At 71.7% G+C, this 16,048-nt stretch carries 13 protein-coding genes and 1 riboswitch; of the genes, 8 read left to right on the forward strand and 5 right to left on the reverse strand.

Translation table 11 applies throughout. From position 1 onward, the window contains the following. Nucleotides 1-3: 3 nt before the first annotated feature. Genes ACLQ23_RS22705 through ACLQ23_RS22715 form a run of 3 tightly spaced genes read left to right on the forward strand, consistent with a single transcriptional unit; the run spans nucleotide 4 to nucleotide 2,464 of the window. Complete coding sequence (locus ACLQ23_RS22705; protein ID WP_053652188.1) at nucleotides 4-462, forward strand: Lrp/AsnC family transcriptional regulator; 459 nt, start codon at nucleotides 4-6, stop codon at nucleotides 460-462. Between the two features lie 48 nt (nucleotides 463-510). Next, complete coding sequence (locus ACLQ23_RS22710; protein ID WP_355587981.1) at nucleotides 511-1,341, forward strand: SDR family NAD(P)-dependent oxidoreductase; 831 nt, start codon at nucleotides 511-513, stop codon at nucleotides 1,339-1,341. 31 nt (nucleotides 1,342-1,372) lie between these two features. Continuing rightward, a complete protein-coding gene (locus ACLQ23_RS22715; protein ID WP_355627476.1) occupies nucleotides 1,373-2,464 on the forward strand; it encodes a PLP-dependent cysteine synthase family protein in 1,092 nt (363 codons plus the stop codon). A 9-nt stretch (nucleotides 2,465-2,473) separates the two neighbouring features. Here the strand turns inward: ACLQ23_RS22715 and ACLQ23_RS22720 are convergent, their stop codons facing one another. The 4 genes from ACLQ23_RS22720 to ACLQ23_RS22735 all read right to left on the reverse strand — a co-directional run bounded on the left by ACLQ23_RS22720 (nucleotide 2,474) and on the right by ACLQ23_RS22735 (nucleotide 8,952). Further along, a complete protein-coding gene (locus ACLQ23_RS22720; protein ID WP_355588487.1) occupies nucleotides 2,474-3,094 on the reverse strand; it encodes a putative glycolipid-binding domain-containing protein in 621 nt (206 codons plus the stop codon). Between the two features lie 105 nt (nucleotides 3,095-3,199). Next, on the reverse strand, nucleotides 3,200-5,128 hold the full coding sequence (locus tag ACLQ23_RS22725; RefSeq protein ID WP_425881064.1) for a DEAD/DEAH box helicase: 1,929 nt from the start codon (nucleotides 5,126-5,128) through the stop codon (nucleotides 3,200-3,202). Nucleotides 5,129-5,478: 350 nt separating this feature from the next. After that, nucleotides 5,479-7,284 carry a hypothetical protein gene (locus ACLQ23_RS22730; protein WP_425881051.1) on the reverse strand — a complete coding sequence of 602 codons (1,806 nt, stop codon included), beginning with the start codon at nucleotides 7,282-7,284 and terminating at the stop codon, nucleotides 5,479-5,481. A 114-nt stretch (nucleotides 7,285-7,398) separates the two neighbouring features. Beyond that, nucleotides 7,399-8,952 carry a C40 family peptidase gene (locus ACLQ23_RS22735; protein WP_425881052.1) on the reverse strand — a complete coding sequence of 518 codons (1,554 nt, stop codon included), beginning with the start codon at nucleotides 8,950-8,952 and terminating at the stop codon, nucleotides 7,399-7,401. Between the two features lie 254 nt (nucleotides 8,953-9,206). Here ACLQ23_RS22735 and mqnE point away from each other — a divergent pair, with 254 nt between their 5' ends. The 3 genes from mqnE to ACLQ23_RS22750 all read left to right on the forward strand — a co-directional run bounded on the left by mqnE (nucleotide 9,207) and on the right by ACLQ23_RS22750 (nucleotide 11,214). Then, entirely contained in the window at nucleotides 9,207-10,376 is a 1,170-nt protein-coding gene (gene mqnE / locus ACLQ23_RS22740; protein ID WP_355587989.1) for an aminofutalosine synthase MqnE, read from the forward strand. A 23-nt stretch (nucleotides 10,377-10,399) separates the two neighbouring features. Continuing rightward, complete coding sequence (locus ACLQ23_RS22745) at nucleotides 10,400-10,837, forward strand: hypothetical protein (RefSeq protein WP_355587991.1); 438 nt, start codon at nucleotides 10,400-10,402, stop codon at nucleotides 10,835-10,837. A 71-nt stretch (nucleotides 10,838-10,908) separates the two neighbouring features. After that, a complete protein-coding gene (locus ACLQ23_RS22750) occupies nucleotides 10,909-11,214 on the forward strand; it encodes a DUF4229 domain-containing protein (protein ID WP_355587993.1) in 306 nt (101 codons plus the stop codon). A 58-nt stretch (nucleotides 11,215-11,272) separates the two neighbouring features. On the opposite strand, the gene ACLQ23_RS22755 is transcribed toward ACLQ23_RS22750, so the two are convergent. After that, nucleotides 11,273-12,610, reverse strand: a complete 1,338-nt coding sequence (locus ACLQ23_RS22755) for a C39 family peptidase (RefSeq protein ID WP_425735770.1) — start codon at nucleotides 12,608-12,610, stop codon at nucleotides 11,273-11,275. Between the two features lie 211 nt (nucleotides 12,611-12,821). Here ACLQ23_RS22755 and ACLQ23_RS22760 point away from each other — a divergent pair, with 211 nt between their 5' ends. Together ACLQ23_RS22760 and ACLQ23_RS22765 are read left to right on the forward strand one after the other, a co-directional pair. Further along, nucleotides 12,822-14,699 carry a M14 family zinc carboxypeptidase gene (locus tag ACLQ23_RS22760; RefSeq protein ID WP_425881053.1) on the forward strand — a complete coding sequence of 626 codons (1,878 nt, stop codon included), beginning with the start codon at nucleotides 12,822-12,824 and terminating at the stop codon, nucleotides 14,697-14,699. Nucleotides 14,700-14,799: 100 nt separating this feature from the next. Continuing rightward, nucleotides 14,800-14,865: riboswitch (cobalamin riboswitch) on the forward strand. A gap of 110 nt (nucleotides 14,866-14,975) precedes the next feature. Beyond that, entirely contained in the window at nucleotides 14,976-15,911 is a 936-nt protein-coding gene (locus tag ACLQ23_RS22765) for an ABC transporter substrate-binding protein (RefSeq protein WP_355587999.1), read from the forward strand. The last annotated feature ends 137 nt before the right edge of the window (nucleotides 15,912-16,048 follow it).

Below are 16,048 nucleotides of genomic sequence, written 5' to 3' on the forward strand. Positions count from 1 at the left end.
TCCGTGGACGCCATCGACCTGAGCCTCGTCGATCTGCTGCGCGGCAACGCCCGCCTCTCGTACGCCGAACTGGCCCGGCAGGTGGGCCTCTCCGCCCCCGCCGTCCACGAGCGCGTCGGCAAGCTGGAGAGCAACGGCGTGATCCGCGGCTACCGCGCGGACGTGGCACCCGAGTCCATCGGGCTGGGCGTCACGGCACTGATCGGCATCGTCGAGGACTCCGGCGCCGACTCCGACGACATGCTGGAATCGCTGCGGGTGCTGCCCGAGATCGAATCCTGCTACTTCATGGCCGGCGTCGAGTCGTTCCTCCTCAAGGCGCGGGTCGGCACGATCGCCGAGCTGGAGCAGTTGATCGTGCGGCTGAACCGGACCCCCGGCGTCGCCTCCACCCGCACCGCCATCGCCCTGTCCACCAAGTGGGAGAACCGCCCCCAGCCGGTCGGCCAACCGCCCGCCTGACCCGCGTACCCCTGGTGTCGTGCCGCCGCACGGCGGTAACGTGCGCCGATGACCTCGCCGGGAACCGGGGTGGCAGTGGTGACCGGGGCCGCCGGCGGCCTGGGCCGCGCCGTCGCCACCGCGCTGCACGCCGACGGCTGGCCGGTGCTGCTCACCGACCTCGACCCGGACGCGGCAGCCGCTGCCGCCGCGCCGGTCGGCGGCTGGTCGGCCGCCCTGGACGTCCGCGACGAGGCCGCCTGCGCCGAGATCGCGGCGACCGCCGCGAGCCGGGGCGACCTCGGCCTCTGGGTCAACAACGCGGGCATCCTGGTCACCGGGCCCTCCTGGGAGCACGACGGGCCGACCCGCCGCCGGGTGTTCGACGTCAACACCCACGGGGCCATCAACGGGACGCTCGCCGCGCTCGCCGTGATGCGCGGGCAGGGTCACGGCCACGTCCTGAACATCGTCTCGCTGGCCGGGCTCATCGCCGCGCCCGGCGAGACGGTGTACGCCGCCAGCAAGCACGCCCTGTTGGCGTTCAGCCTCGGAACGCTCAGCGACCTGCGGATTGCCGGGTACGGGCGGGTGCACGTGTCCTGCCTCTGCCCGGACGGCATCTGGACGCCGATGCTGCACGACCGGCTGGACGACCCCGGCGCGGCGGCCTCGTTCACCGGGTCGATGCTGACCCCGCAGCGGGTGGCTGCCCGGGCCGCCCGGCTGGCTCGCCGACCACGTCCGGTCGTCAGCCTGCCCCGCTGGCGCGGTGCCCAGGTCCGGCTGCTGGACACCCTGCCCCGGCTTGCCGTCGGGCTGACACCCATCGTCCAGGCCGTCGGCCGGGCCGGACAACGCCGCCAAAGCCGGCGAACTACTCCAACGGACCGGAACTGACCACCGCCGGCCTGCTTGCTAGGTTTCCGGCGTGACTCATCTCGACAGGTGCGACGAGGCCGGCCGCAGCTGGGTGACCGAGGCCATCGCCGCCGTCGAGGCGGACGCGAACCGTTCGGCCGACACCCACCTGCTGCCGTTTCCGCTGCCCCGGGCCTGGGGGATCGACCTGTACCTCAAGGACGAGTCGTCGCACCCCACCGGCTCGCTCAAGCACCGGCTGGCCCGCTCCCTCTTCCTCTACGGGCTCTGCAACGGCTGGATCGGGCCGCGTACGACGATCATCGAGGCGTCCTCTGGCTCCACGGCGGTCTCCGAGGCGTACTTCGCGCGGATGCTCGGGCTGCCGTTCATCGCCGTGATGCCCGCCTCCACCTCACCGGAGAAGATCGCGCAGATCGAGTTCCAGGGCGGCCGGTGCCACCTGGTGGACGATCCCGCGAGCGTCGTGGTCGAGGCCCGCTGGCTGGCCGAGGACTCCGGCGGCCACTTCATGGACCAGTTCACGTACGCCGAGCGGGCCACCGACTGGCGGGGCAACAACAACATCGCCGAGTCGATCTACGCGCAGTTGGAGCTGGAACGGCACCCCATCCCGGCCTGGGTGGTGGTGGGCGCCGGCACCGGTGGCACCAGCGCGACCGTCGGCCGGTACGCCCGCTACCGCAGGCTGTCCACCAAGCTCTGCGTGGTGGACCCGGAGAACTCCGCCTTCTATCCGGCCTGGCTGGCGGCCGACTGGTCGGTGGAGACCGGCAAGGGTTCCCGCATCGAGGGGATCGGCCGCCCCACAGTGGAGGCGTCCTTCGTACCCGCCGTGGTGGACCGCATGGTCCAGGTGCCGGACGCGGCCTCGCTCGCCGCCATGCGCGCCGGGTCGGCGGTGCTCGGCCGACGGGTCGGCGGCTCCACCGGCACCAACCTGTGGGGTGCCTTCGGCCTGATCGCCGAGATGATCGCCGAGGGCCGGACCGGCTCGGTCGTCACCCTGATCTGCGACCCCGGTGACCGGTACGCCGACACCTACTACGCCGACGACTGGTTGGCCGCCCAGGGCCTCGACCTGGCACCGCACGCCGCCACCATCGAGCGTTTCCTTACCAGCGGCGTCTGGTCGGCCTGAAACGGCCGGTCAGCGCGGGTCGATCCGCTCGGCCAGGCCGGGATAGCGCACCACGTAGCCGTCGGCGTCCACATCGATGTCGGCGGTGAACGTGCCGCTGGCGAACCGTACGCGGCCCGGCCCGACCCCGGTGTAGATCTGCTCGGCCGGCACCACCTCTAAGCCGGGCAGCAGCACCCAGGCGACGGTGATCCGCCGTGGCATGTCGGCTGGACTGCCCGCCAGCCCGAGCCGGCGCACCGGCAGGGCGTTGAACAGCGAGGAGCCACTCAGGTCGACGTCGATCGCGTCGGCCAGACGGTCCGGATCGTCGGTGCCCGGCAGGCCGGCCCGGTGGTGCCCGGCCGCGACAAGCGCCGCGTCCAGGTCACCCTGCTCGGCGGTGGTCACCCGCCACCGGCCCGCCGCCCGCTCCAACGTCACCCGGCGCATCCAGCCTGATCCCTCGGCCTCGATCTCGACGCGGGACGCGCTCCAGTCGGGCGATGTGGCCACCTGGTAGCGGGCCGTGAAGGGCACCGGGTCGACCGCCAGCAACGTGCCCCGGGCCGACAGCCCGTTCCTGTCGTCGAGCAGGGCCTGCTCACTGCCAGCGGTGTCCGTCCGGGACCAGAAGATCGACTTCGGCATGGTCGCCATGAGCCGGACGTTACGCGACTGCGCCGCCCTTGGCAGCGCATGCGCGAACGCCGTCGCGGAGCAAGGCTCCGCGACGGCGTCCGTCAGATCAAATGATCAGTGGGTACGCGCCGGCGGCCGCCCGAAACCGCGCCGGTCATCCCGCGGCCTGTCGTCACGTGGCCGGTCGTCCCGAGTACGGCCCTCGGAGCGGTAGCCACCCCGGGTGTCCCGGTCCGCGAAACGCCGCTCGCCGGCCGGCCGGTCACCCCGGTCCGCCTGCGGACGGTCACCGAAGCGCCGCTCGCCGCTGGGCCGGTCGCCGAACTGCCGGTCGCCGTAGCGCCGCTCACCCTGCGGACGGTCGCCGTAACCGCGCTCGCCGCTGGGCCGGTCGCCGTACTGCCGATCGCCGGTGGGCCTGTCGCTGTAGCGGCGCTCGCCCTGCGGACGGTCGCCGTACTGCCTGTCACCCTGCGGGCGGTCGCCGAAGCGGCGCTCACCACCAGGACGGTCGCCCCGGTCACCGAACTGCTGACGATCGCCGAAGCGGCGCTCACCAGTGGGCCGGTCGCCGTAGCCCCGGCTGTCCCGGTCGGCGTAGCGGCGCTCACCCTGCGGACGGTCGCCGTAGCCACGCTCGCCGGTCGGACGGTCGCCGTACTGCCGGTCGCCGGTCGGGCGGTCGCCGAAGCGGCGCTCGCCGGTGGGCCGGTCGGCGTAGCGCCGCTCACCCTGGGGGCGGTCGCCGAAGCGGCGCGGGCCGCCGGAACGGTCGTCGAAGCGGCGTGCGCCGCCGGAGCGGTCGCCGTAGCCCCGAGGCTCCGCCTCCACCCGCACCGGGATGCCGCTGGGCTCGCGGGCACCGATCAACTCGGCCAGCATCGGGTCGCCGAGCCGTACCCGGGCCTCGGCCGGTGCCACGCCGGCCTTCTCCAACATGGCGAGGGTCGTACGCCGCTGCTTGGGAAGCACCAACGTGGCGACCGCGCCCGACTCGCCGGCGCGGGCGGTGCGCCCGGCGCGGTGCAGGTAGTCCTTCGGGTCCTTCGGCGGGTCGACGTGCAACACGAGGGTCACCCCGTCGACGTGGATGCCGCGCGCCGCCACGTCAGTGGCGACCAGGACGTTCATCCGGCCCTCACGGAACTCGGCGAGCGTCTTCGTCCGCATCCGCTGGGTCTTGCCGCCGTGCAGCCCACCGGCGCGCACACCGACGGCCGCGAGTTGCTCGACAAGCCGGTCCACGCCCAGTTGGGTACGTGCGAAGACCATGGTCCGGCCGTCACGGGCGGCGATCGAGGCGGCCACCGGGAACTTCTCGTGCGGCGGGATCAGCAGCATGTGGTGGTCCATGGTGGACACCGATGCGGTCGACGGCGCGGTGGAGTGGGTCACCGGGTCGTTCATGAAGCGCCGGACCAGCGCGTCGACGTCGCCGTCGAGGGTGGCCGAGAAGAGCAGACGCTGACTACCGGCGGGCGTCTTTGCCAGCAGTTCGGTCACCTCGGGCAGGAAGCCCATGTCGGCCATCTGGTCGGCCTCGTCGAGCACCGTGACCTCGACGTCGTCGAGCTGGCAGATGCCCCGCTCGATCAGGTCGCCGAGCCGGCCCGGGGTCGCCACGATGATCTCGACGCCGCGTCGGAGCGCGTCGATCTGGCGGTCGTACGGAACCCCGCCGACGGCGGTCTTGAGGAAGATGCCGACGGCCTTGCCCAGCGGCACCAAGGCGTCGTTGACCTGCATGGCCAGCTCGCGGGTGGGGACCAGGACCAGGGCGCGGGGCCGCAGTGGCCGGGCCCGGTTGCGGTCGGCGAGCCGGGCGATCATCGGCAGCCCGAAGGCGAGCGTCTTGCCCGACCCGGTCTGGCCACGGCCCAGGACGTCCCGGCCTGCGAGCGCGTCCGGAACGGTGGCCCGCTGGATCTCGAACGGGGAGGTGATGCCCTGTCGGGCAAGTGCGCGAACCAACGGCTCGGGCAGGCCGAGGCCGGCGAAGTCGACCGCCTCGGTGATCTCGGTCGACGCGGGCTCGACCGCCATGGCCTCGCCCGAAGCAGTCTCGGTCGGGTCGATGGCTGTCGCTGCGGCCTGCGCCGGCGCGGCGTCGGAAGTTGCCGGGGCGGCGTCACGCGGCGCCACCGCACTGGGGTCGAAAACGGTCGGAACGGTGCTGGTGTCAGCAGAGGTGGTCAACAAATGCCTTTCGAGCGGGGCGCATCTTCGCGATGGCCTGCCGCGGCTGTGCCGCCGGATCGCCCGCAAGACCGCCCAGGGGCGCGCACCACACGCGCCGGGTCAGTGATCCCGACCAGTGTACGGCGGTTCGCCAGACTCGCCAGCGGGTTGCCCGACCGTAGTGGGCGGACTCACCATCGTTGCTGCTGAACGGCTCAGCCGCTGAGGACGCTGCCGACCAGGCTGTCCATGGCGTCACCCGCCAGCAGGACGACGAGCACGCTGATCGCCACCAGCAGCCCCAGAGCCGCGATCAGGACGATCACCACGCGCGTGTTGCGGGACGATTCGGCAGGCGTGTCCGCCCAGCCCTGGGCCAGAATGTGCCCGGTCAGTGAGCCGGAATTCTCCACCGCGGCGTTCGCCGGAAGCGCAATCGTGGCGAAGCCCGGCCCCTCGCCGCCGCCGTAGACGGTGCCCGGCAGATCCGAGCCGCTGTCACGACCGCCGCGACGCGCACCGGCAGCCGCCGCACCAGGCGTGGCGCGCTCGCCCGCCGGATAGGTCGAGGACGTGGCGGACCGGGAGCCGCCGACGCCACCTGGTGTGGGAGCGCCGGTGGTCGACGGCGGCCAACTGGGCAGTGCGGGTGCGGGCACCACGGGTGCGGGGGCCTGTGCCTCGGCCCACGGGCCACCCGACGATGCCTGTGTCGTGCCGCCCGGAGCCGGCGGCGCCGAAGCCGGGGTCGACGGCGTCGCAGCTTGGGTCGACGGCGTCGCGGGAGGGGTCCACGGCACCGCGCCCGGGGTGCGCTGTGCGGTGTCCGGGGTGCGGTGTGCAGCCACCGGCTGTGCCCTGTCCGAGGTCCGGCGTGCTGGTTCGTTGGCGGACGCCCAGCTGGCCGGCGGTGCGGAGACCGAGGCGGTGGCCCGTACGCCCGGCGTACCCGTCATCGCCGGAGGTGGCGGAAACGGTGGTGCCGGCCTCGGGCCGGGCGGTGGCGCGGGCACCGGCGGGCCGGGCGGCGGCGTCGGCGGGCCGGGCACAGGCGGCGTCGGTGGGCCCGGAATGGGCGGCAGCGGCGAGGGCGGCGGCACGGGAGGCCCCGGCACCGGCGGCGGCACAGGGCCGGGCGCTGGCGGGGCGGGCTCCGGCGTCGGACCGGGCGGGTACGGCCCGGGACTGGGCGCCGGCTCGGGCTCGCCGGGCCCGCTCGGCTCGGGCTCCGCAGGCGTCGGCTCCGGCGCCGACGGCGGGAGAGGCTCGGCATGCTGCGCCGGCTCGGGAGTGGTCGGGCCGGACCGGTACACGGCGGGCGTGCCGGCGTGGGCCTGCGGCGTACCCCTGGTGGCGGCCGTCAGGCGGCTGCTGTCGGGCACCACGGCGCTGGCCCGCGCCGACGAGGCCGAGCCCTCCCGCTGACCGGGCAGTGACGTGCTGGCCGGGCTGGTCGAGCCCTTCGCCCGGTAGGTGGTCGCGGTGGCCGGGGCGCTGGCGGGGAGATCACCGGCCGGCTTGGCCACGGTCGCGACACTGGCCCGCGCCCGCACCGGACCGGACGCCGCCGAACCTGGGCGGGCATCGCTGGCCGCCGGGCGTTCCACGTCCGCTTCGGGTGTGCTGCCGGCCGCGATGGTGCCGGCGGAGGCGGCAGCACGGGCCGGGGCGCCAACCTCGGCGGCGGTCCCGGTTTCAGCGGCGGCCCGGGATGCGGCTGTGGCCCCGGATTCAGCTTTGGCGTTGGTGTCGGCTGCCGCCTCGGTGTCGGCTGCCGCCTCGGTGCCGGCTGCCGCCTCGGTGCCGGCAGTCGCCTCGGCTCTGGCTGCGGCGTCGGTCCCGGCAACGTCGGGTCCGGAGCTGGCGGCGTCAGGGCTGGCGGCCTCAGGGTTGGCGGCCTCAGCGTCCGGGGTGCCGTCGACGGCACTGGCGGCTGCCGGGTCGGCGGGGCCTGGCCTCGGCGGGTCGGCCCGATCCAGGACGGGGTCGACAGTCTCCGCCGGATCTCTCTGCTCGGCCATCTCCGCCCTCCGCGCCACGCTCGCACCCGCGCCCGTGACGTCGGACCGGATGTGCCTGGTTGTCACCGTGCCACAGATCGTCCCGAGCGGACAGCCAGAGGCGGCGGTGGCGGGTCAGCCGTCGGTGCTCGGGCTGCCCGTCGGGCTGGTGCTGGCGGATCCGCTCCGGCTGGTCTCGGGCGTGGCGGTCGTCGTTGCGGTGGCCGATGCGCTGGCCGGTGCAGTGGTCGGCGGCGGAGGCAGCGTCGTCGGCCTGCCGCCCGGGCCGCTCGTCGGGGTCGGCGTGGTGCCGCCCGTCGGGGTGGGCGTGGTCGGCGTCGGGGTGGGCGTGGTCGGTGTGGGCGTCGGCTTCGTCGTCGGCGTCGGCTTGGTGGTGGGAGTCGGCTTGGTGGTGGGAGTCGGCTTCGGCGGCGGAGTTGGCTGCACCGGCGGAACCGGCACTGTCGGTACGGCCGGTGCGGGCACCGCGCCGATCACCCGGGTGGCTGCGTAGAGCCGCGACCAGCGGACGACCGAGATCTTGACCACATCGCCGGTGGTGGGCGCCTGCACCATCTTGCCGTTGCCGATGTACATGCCGACGTGGTGGATCGTGGTGTAGCTGCTGCCGGAGGCGAAGAACAGCAGGTCGCCGGGGAGCAGTGCGCTCTGCGGCACCGTACGGGCACGGGTGGCCGCGTACTGGTCGCGGGAGACGCGGGGCAGGTTGAAGTAGTCGGCGCCCGGCGACCGGTACGCCGCCCACATCAGGCCGGAGCAGTCGAACGCGTCCGGACCCTCCTCCGACCACTTGTACGGGTCGCCGAGCTGGGCGAGCGCATACCGGACGGCAGCCAGCGCCCGCGGGTGCGCGGCCATCCCGTTTGTGCTCTGGCCGGCGACGTAACCCGCTCCGAGCTGCTGCTCGGTGGCTTCCTGCTGGCGTTCCAGCTCGATGAGCTGCGCCGCGTTGTTCTTGCGGAGGGTGACAAGGCTGGCCTCGGCAGCGCGCAGCGCCTTCTCGCCGGTGGTGAACTCCGCCTCGGCGGCTTCGAGCGCGGTCTTGGCGGCGGCGTGCGCCTCGTACGCCTTCTGCTCGCCGGCGCGTGCCCGCGTCAGTTCACCGGCCACCCCGGCGGTGGCGCCCTCGACCTTTTCGCCACGATTGATCCGCTGGAGGCGGCTCAAGCCCTGGATGTCGTTGACGAAGTCGCCGGGCGGCAGCGCGGCGGCGGCCTTTACCGCGTCGGAGGCAGCCGAGTCGGCCGCCTGCTGGGCGCGGAGCACGGCGTCCTGCGCGGTCTCCAGCGCCTTGCCGGCGGCTTGCAGGTTGGCCTGCGCGTCGGTGCGTTTCTGCCGGCTCTGTAGTAACCCGTCACCGAGGATGCCGACCTGACTCTCGGCGGCGGCGATCTGGGCGGCGAGCGGGCCGGCGCCGATGTTGACCGGGGGCGGAACGGGGACGCCGGCGCCGGGTGCGCTGCCGGGCAGTCGAAGCTCGCCGACGGCGGCGGGCCGGGAGCCGGTGTCCGGCACCGTGGCGGGCACTGCCGGATCGGCGTACGCGGGGGTGGCCAGCACGGCGGCGGCGATCGCGCCGAGCAGGGCGGCCCAGAGCTTCGGCCGCAGCACCGGCGAGATCACCGGGCTCCGTCGTCGCTGCCGTCGCCCGCGCTCGCTGTCGACCATTCCGCTCCCGTCCGGTGCTCGCCTCCGCGCTCGGTGGGCGCGGCCGCCGGGACGGTACCAGTGTGAGTTCCGCCCCACCCTGTCTTACCGCACCCCGCCAACGTTGTCGATGCGTCGCCGGGTTACGGGAGGCTGAGAGTCTGTTGAGAGGGTCGTCGAGCCCGTCGAGCGGATCGCTGTCGCCGACCGTGCCGCCGCGAGTGCCGGAGCGCCGACGTACGCTCGACCGGGACCGCAGGTGGAAGGGACGTGCCATGGACGCCGGACTCAAGCGCGAGCTCGAAGCGAAGGTGTACGCCGATGAACGGCTGACCCGGGAGGACGGGATCGCGCTCTACGAGAGTGACGACCTGACCTGGTTGGGTCGGTTGGCGCACCACAAGCGCACCGAGCTGAACGGTGAGCGGGTGATGTTCAACGTCAACCGGCACCTCAACCTGACCAACGTCTGTTCGGCGTCCTGTGCGTACTGCTCGTTCCAGCGCAAGCCGGGCGAGAAGGACGCGTACACGATGCGCATCGACGAGGCGGTCCGCAAGGCCAAGGAGATGGAGGATGAGCAGCTCACCGAGCTGCACATCGTCAACGGCCTGCACCCGACGCTGCCGTGGCGCTACTACCCGAAGGTGCTGCGTGAGCTGAAGGCGGCGCTGCCGAACGTCAAGCTCAAGTGCTTCACCGCGACCGAGGTGCAGTGGTTCGAGAAGATCAGTGGCCTGAGCGCCGACGAGATCCTCGACGAGCTGATGGACGCCGGCCTGGAGTCGCTCACCGGCGGTGGCGCGGAGATCTTCGACTGGGAGGTCCGGCAGCACATCGTCGACCACGCCTGCCACTGGGAGGACTGGTCGCGCATCCACGCGCTGGCGCACAGCAAGGGCATGAAGACCCCGGCGACAATGCTGTACGGCCACATCGAGGAGCCCCGGCACCGCGTCGACCACGTGCTGCGGCTGCGCGAGTTGCAGGACGAGACGGGCGGCTTCGCGGTCTTCATCCCGCTGCGCTACCAGCACGACTTCGTGGACTCGGCGGACGGCAAGATCCGTAACCGGATCCAGGCGCGTACCACGATGGCGTCGCCGGCCGAGTCGCTGAAGACGTTCGCCGTCTCGCGGCTGCTGTTCGACAACGTTCCGCACCTGAAGAACTTCTGGGTGATGCACGGTCTCTCGGTGGCTCAGCTCTCGCTGAACTTCGGCGTGGACGACCTGGACGGCTCGGTGGTCGAATACAAGATCACCCATGACGCCGACTCGTACGGCACCCCGAACACCATGCACCGTGACGACCTGCTGCACCTGATCTGGGACGCCGGTTTCCAGCCGGTCGAGCGGGACACCCGCTACAACGTGGTTCGGGAGTACGACAAGGCGCCGTCGCTGGCCGAGCGCCGCGCCGAGCCGCAGCAGGTCTGGGCCTGAGTCACCACGTACCCTCGCAGTCGATGACCGAGCAGCGCGAGTCCGAGAAGCAGGGCGGGTTTCCCCGTCGGGACGACCAGGGGCGTATCCGTACCCTGGCCGACCTGCTGGGCGTGTGCCTGGCCGGTCTGGTCATCGGCGTGCTGGCGCTCGTGGTGTTCGAGTTGGCGTTCGCCTCGTTCGGTGCCGGCGACTTCGGCAACACCAACGGCTGGCTGGCGGTGATCCTGCCGGCCTGGCTGTTCTGGGACGATTTCCGGGCGTGGGAGTTCGGCGCTGCCCGGGTGGTGGCGGCGCTTGTCGCGGCGGCTGTCGGTGTGGTCTCGGGTCTGCTGATCGCCGGGCTGGGCGTCGGGTTGCCGCCGCTGCTGTCCGGGGCGTTGGCGGCGGCGGCGTTCACCGTCGCGTACGCGGCTGTGTGGTTTCCGGGCGTCCGCTGGTTGGCCCGCCGGACCGGCTGACCCCGACCGCCCGCCGGGTGGGTCGATCTTTCCGCCGCGGGGCGGGCGAGCTAGGGAACGGAGTGGTGCAGGTGAGCGCGGCGGTCAAGTACACGCTGGGTCGGCTTGGGTTGTTCGTCGCCGTGCTGGCGGGCCTCTGGTTCGTCGACATGGACATTTTCCTGAAGCTGATTCTGGCGCTGGCGTTCTCCGCCGCGCTCTCCTTCTTCCTGTTGCGCGGCTTCCGGGACGAGATGGCCCAGGAGATGGCCGAAGCGGCGGAGCGCCGCCGTACGGAGAAGGAGCGCCTGCGCTCCGCCCTGGCCGGCGACGACAAGCCTGCGACCTCCGACACCGACGTTGACGGCGATCCCCCGGCGGACCAGCCTTCGCGTTGATCAAGAGGTCCGCGTCACCGGGAGGCTGTGCCCGCGCCGCGGACCTCTTGATCATCTGCTACCAGTTCGTGGAACCGGCGACCCGTGGCCAGGGCTTTGAGACCGGCTTGATCAGGTACGCGATGCCGCCGGAGCCGCCGGAGACGCCGCCGGTGGCGTTGATGCGCTTGGTACGCAGCCAGATCTGCTCGAACTGGGCGCGCTTGTAGACGTTGCGCACCACGTCGTTGCTGGACGAGGCAGGGTCGTTGACGATCACGTCACCGTCGGCGGTGAAGCCGACCACCACGAACAGGTGCCCGGAGGTGCCGTAGTTCGCCCCGTCCAACTCGCTGGCGAGGAAGGACTGGCTGGTCACGACCGGGATGCCTGCAGCGATGAAGCGCTCCAGCTCGTCGAGTGAGTGCAGCCGGGTGACCCGCCCCTCCAGGCCGGGGAAACTGGCCGCGTACGCGGTGTTGAACGGCCAGTTGCCAGCGCCGTCGTACGCGTAGTCGAAGGTCATCCGCGCGGCGTGGTTGACGGTCGGGTCGGGGTAGGTCGGGTCCACCCAGGAGGTGTCGGCCGCCGACGGCCTGCGCCCCCAGTATTCGACGACCATCTCCGTGGACGTGGGCGAGCACCACGCCTCACCGCCGCCGTCGTACTCGGGGTAGTGCCCACTGTGCACGTTCTGCGAGTAGCGGGGCACCGGCAGCTCGACGCCCCAGGCGATGCGCCCGGCGCTCGGCGTGACTGTGAACCGGTCCGGCACTGTGGAGCTCATGGCACCGAGCATCCGGACCACCGGCGCGGCGGTCTGCCCGGGTGCACGGTAGAGGGTGAGCCGCAGTTGGTACGACCGCAGCAGCACCCCGGCGTCGGCGTCGTCGATGCTGAAGGTGTCGGTCCAGATCGTCGACCAGGGATCACCCTGCCTGTTGACGCTTGTCCGTTTGATGTCGGTGTCGCCGGAGGCCCAGCGACCCATGACGTACCAGGGGGTCTGGTCGCCGCTGGTGTAGCTGCCCTGCATCTCCACCTGGATCCAGGTGCCGGCGGGGGTCTCGGCGTTCCAGGAGGCGATCAGCTCGGTGGCGTCGAAGCCGATCCGGGTCACCGGCGAGGTCCAGGTGCCGTACTCCCAGGTGCGTGTGGTGCCGGTGTGCGGGTCGGCGTACTCGATGGTGCCGGCCGGTCGGGCCAGGGTGACGCCGGATCGCGCGCCGGGCACGACGCGGGTGCCTGACTGGCTGCCGCGGTGCCAGTCGGCGGGGCCGGACCAGTCCTGGAAGGTGATCTGCTCGTCGTGGGTGGGGGAAGGTGGTCGCCCCGCTGACGCGGGGGCCATTGTGGCGAGCAGGGTGAGCGCGCTGACGCCGGCGAGGGCGGCCGCGTGCAGGCGGGGTCTGGCCATTGGTGCTCCGCGGTGTCGAGAGGGGCATCGTCGCTGGTCAGTTTCTCGCTTGGCGGGAAGTTTCGCCAGATGTTCGGGTGCAGAAAATCATTGCCACCGCGATGGTCAATCTGGGATGCATAAGGCAGCGATGGATATTGATATGACCATGTCGCTGGTGGTGAAGTGTGCATCACCGAGCGGGATCTCCCGCCCTTCGAGGAGGTAGTACATGGCCCTCCGCAGGCCCAATCCTCTCCGCCGTGCCCTGGCGTTCGCCGTCGTCGCCGGGCTGGGCATCGTCACAGTGGCCGCCGGACCGGTCGCCGCGAAACCGGCACCGGATCGCGCAGCCGAATCGGCCGCCGCCAGCTACCGGGTACTGGGGCCCCGAACCCTCGCCGACCGCAACGCGGTGGCCCGCACCGGGGCAGCCATCGACTATTCCGAGCACGGTGTCCTGCACATCTCGGCCACCGCCGCGGAAGCCGCCGCGATCGGCAAGCTCGGATTCCGCCTGGAACCGCTCGCCCAGCCGCCGAACGCCGAACGCGGCGCCGGTGAGGTGGGCACGCTCGCCTTCCCGCCCGCCGACTCCAACTACCACGACTACGCCGAGCTGACCGCCGTCGTGAACCAGGTGGTCGCCGACCACCCGTCCATCGCCCGCAAGATCAGCATTGGTACGTCGTACGAGGGCCGCGATCTGATGGCCGTGAAGATCTCCGACAACGTCGCTACCGACGAGAACGAGCCGGAGATCCTGTTCAACTCCCAGCAGCACGCCCGCGAGCACCTGACCGTCGAAATGGCGATCTACCTGCTCAACCTCTTCACGGACAGCTACAGCAGCGACTCCCGGATCACGAACATCGTCAACACCCGGGAGATCTGGATCGTGCCGACCGTCAACCCCGACGGCAGCGAGTACGACATCGCCACCGGGTCGTACCGGTCGTGGCGCAAGAACCGGCAGCCCAACAGCGGCTCGTCAAACGTCGGCACCGACCTCAACCGCAACTGGAGCTACAACTGGGGCTGCTGCGGCGGCTCGTCCGGCTCGACCTCGTCGGAGACCTACCGCGGCCCGTCGGCGTTCTCCGCACCCGAGACGCAGGCGCTGCGCAACTTCGTCAACAGTCGAGTGGTCGGCGGCACCCAGCAGATCAAGGCGAACATCGACTTCCACACGTACTCACAGCTGGTGCTCTGGCCCTACGGCTACACCACAGCGAACACGGCGACCGGAATGAGCGCCGACCAGTACAACACCTTCGCCACCCTCGGGCAGCAGATGGCGGCGACCAACAACTACACACCGCAGCAGTCAAGCGACCTCTACATCACCGACGGTGACAGCATCGACTGGATGTGGGCCACCCACAACATCTGGGCGTACACCTTCGAGATGTATCCGGGCTCGGCCAGCGGCGGCGGCTTCTACCCGCCCGACGAGGTGATCCCCGCGCAGACCAGCCGCAACCGCGAGGCCGTGCTGATGCTCAGCGAGTACGCCGACTGCCCGTACCGGGTCATCGGCAAGCAGGCGCAGTACTGCGGTAGCGGTGGTGGCACCACGGTCTGGTCGGACACCTTCGAGACCTCCACCGGCTGGACCACCAACCCGTCCGGCACCGACGCCGCCACCAGCGGGGCGTGGGAGCGGGGCGCCGCCCAGGCGACCAACTCCTCCGGTGCCAAGCAGCTCACCCCGTACGCCGGTTCCAACGACCTGGTCACCGGCCGGCTCGCCGGCTCGGCAGCCGGTGACTACGACGTCGACGGCGGAGTGACAAGTGCCCGGTCCCCGGCGGTGACCCTGCCGTCCTCGGGCACGCTGACCCTCTCGCTGGCCTGGTACCTGGCCCACGGCTCGAACTCGTCGTCAGCCGACTACCTGCGGGTGAGCGTGGTGCACAACGGCGGCACCACAGTGCTGCTCACCCAGGCCGGCGCGGCGGCCAACCGCAACGCCAGCTGGGCTGTCGCGAGCCTCAACCTCACCCCGTACGCCGGCCAGTCCGTGCGGATCCTCGTCGAGGCCGCGGACGCCTCCGGCGCGAGCCTCGTGGAGGCGGCTGTGGACAACGTCACAATCACCGCCTCCTGACCGGGTGGGGCCCCGTTCCGCCCCTGCGGGGCCCCACCACCCGCTCCGAGCCTCCAGATCCAGCGGTGCGCTACCGTCTTACCGACCACTCCGCAGCGAAGCCGGTGCTCAACCCGGCGCTGTCCCGCAACTGTGATGCCTCACCTGACGGTGAGGACGAGCCAGGTCGCCTGCGGATAGGTCGCGAAACGCGCTCTCGAGGAAGGGCGCCTCGCGGGCGGGCGTACGGAAGTCCTGTCGGCGAAGCACCACACTCCTCGACCGACAGGAGGCCACATGTTCAGACGTACCCCCCGGCTCTTCGCCGCGACCCTCGCGGTCGCCGCGCTCGCCCTCGGCGCGTGCGCCGAGAAGGCCGACAACCAGCCGGCGCCCGGCGCCAGTTCGGCGACCGCCAGCTTCCCGGTGACGGTCGGCTCACTCACCCTCGACAAGCGGCCCGAGAAGATCGTGTCGCTGGCGCCCACCGCCACCGAGATGCTCTTCGCCATCGGTGCCGGCCCGCAGGTCACCGCTGTCGACGACCAGTCCAACTACCCGGCCGACGCGCCCAAGACCGACCTGTCCGGCTTCCAGCCCAACGCCGAGGCGATCGCCAGCAAGAACCCCGACCTGGTGGTGCTCTCCGACGACCGGAACAAGATCGTCGACCAGCTCGGCAAGCTGAAGATCCCGGTCTACCTGACCCCGGCGGCGACCACGCTCGACGACACCTACCGGCAGATCACCGACCTGGGCACGCTCACCGGGCACGCCGACCAGGCCACCGATGTCACCACCCGGATGAAGGACGACATCACCAAGCTCACCAAGGACCTGCCGCAGCGCGCCGAGAAGCTCACCTACTTCCACGAGCTGGGCCCGGAGTTGTACAGCGCCACGAGCAAGACCTTCATCGGCTCGATCTACAACCTGGTAGGCCTGACCAACATCGCCGACCCGGCCGACGCGGACGGCAAGAGCGCCGGCTACCCGCAGCTGTCCCAGGAGTTCATCGTCAAGGCCGACCCGGACTTCGTCTTCCTTGCCGACGCCAAGTGCTGCCAGCAGAACGCCGACTCGGTAAAGGCCCGCAGCGGCTGGGCAGGGATCACGGCGGTGAAGAACAACCAGGTCGTGGCACTGGACGACGACATCGCCTCCCGCTGGGGCCCGCGGATCGTGGACCTGCTCCGGGTCGTCATCGACGCGGTCGCCAAGGTGCCCGCGTGACCGACGTCCGTCGGTGACCGGAGCACCGACGGTGTCCACCCCGGCACCAACCACCCGGCGGGGCGGGGCGCAGCTCGCGGCCCCGCCCCCCCGCCAGCGCAAAAACTGGCAGGTCGCCCGGGGGGTAGCGGTGGGCG

The sequence above is a fragment of the Micromonospora sp. DT41 genome (assembly GCF_049841715.1).
GTDB lineage: Bacteria > Actinomycetota > Actinomycetes > Mycobacteriales > Micromonosporaceae > Micromonospora > Micromonospora profundi.

Coding starts and splice junctions, on each gene's coding strand:
- ACLQ23_RS22765 (WP_355587999.1), top strand. CDS start 14,976: ATGTTCAGACGTACCCCCCGGCTCTTCGCCGCGACCCTCGCGGTCGCC.
- ACLQ23_RS22725 (WP_425881064.1), bottom strand. CDS start 5,128: ATGGCGGTCGAGCCCGCGTCGACCGAGATCACCGAGGCGGTCGACTTC.
- ACLQ23_RS22710 (WP_355587981.1), top strand. CDS start 511: ATGACCTCGCCGGGAACCGGGGTGGCAGTGGTGACCGGGGCCGCCGGC.
- ACLQ23_RS22730 (WP_425881051.1), bottom strand. CDS start 7,284: ATGGCCGAGCAGAGAGATCCGGCGGAGACTGTCGACCCCGTCCTGGAT.
- ACLQ23_RS22735 (WP_425881052.1), bottom strand. CDS start 8,952: ATGGTCGACAGCGAGCGCGGGCGACGGCAGCGACGACGGAGCCCGGTG.
- ACLQ23_RS22760 (WP_425881053.1), top strand. CDS start 12,822: ATGGCCCTCCGCAGGCCCAATCCTCTCCGCCGTGCCCTGGCGTTCGCC.
- ACLQ23_RS22755 (WP_425735770.1), bottom strand. CDS start 12,610: ATGGCCAGACCCCGCCTGCACGCGGCCGCCCTCGCCGGCGTCAGCGCG.
- ACLQ23_RS22720 (WP_355588487.1), bottom strand. CDS start 3,094: ATGCCGAAGTCGATCTTCTGGTCCCGGACGGACACCGCTGGCAGTGAG.
- mqnE (WP_355587989.1), top strand. CDS start 9,207: ATGGACGCCGGACTCAAGCGCGAGCTCGAAGCGAAGGTGTACGCCGAT.
- ACLQ23_RS22745 (WP_355587991.1), top strand. CDS start 10,400: ATGACCGAGCAGCGCGAGTCCGAGAAGCAGGGCGGGTTTCCCCGTCGG.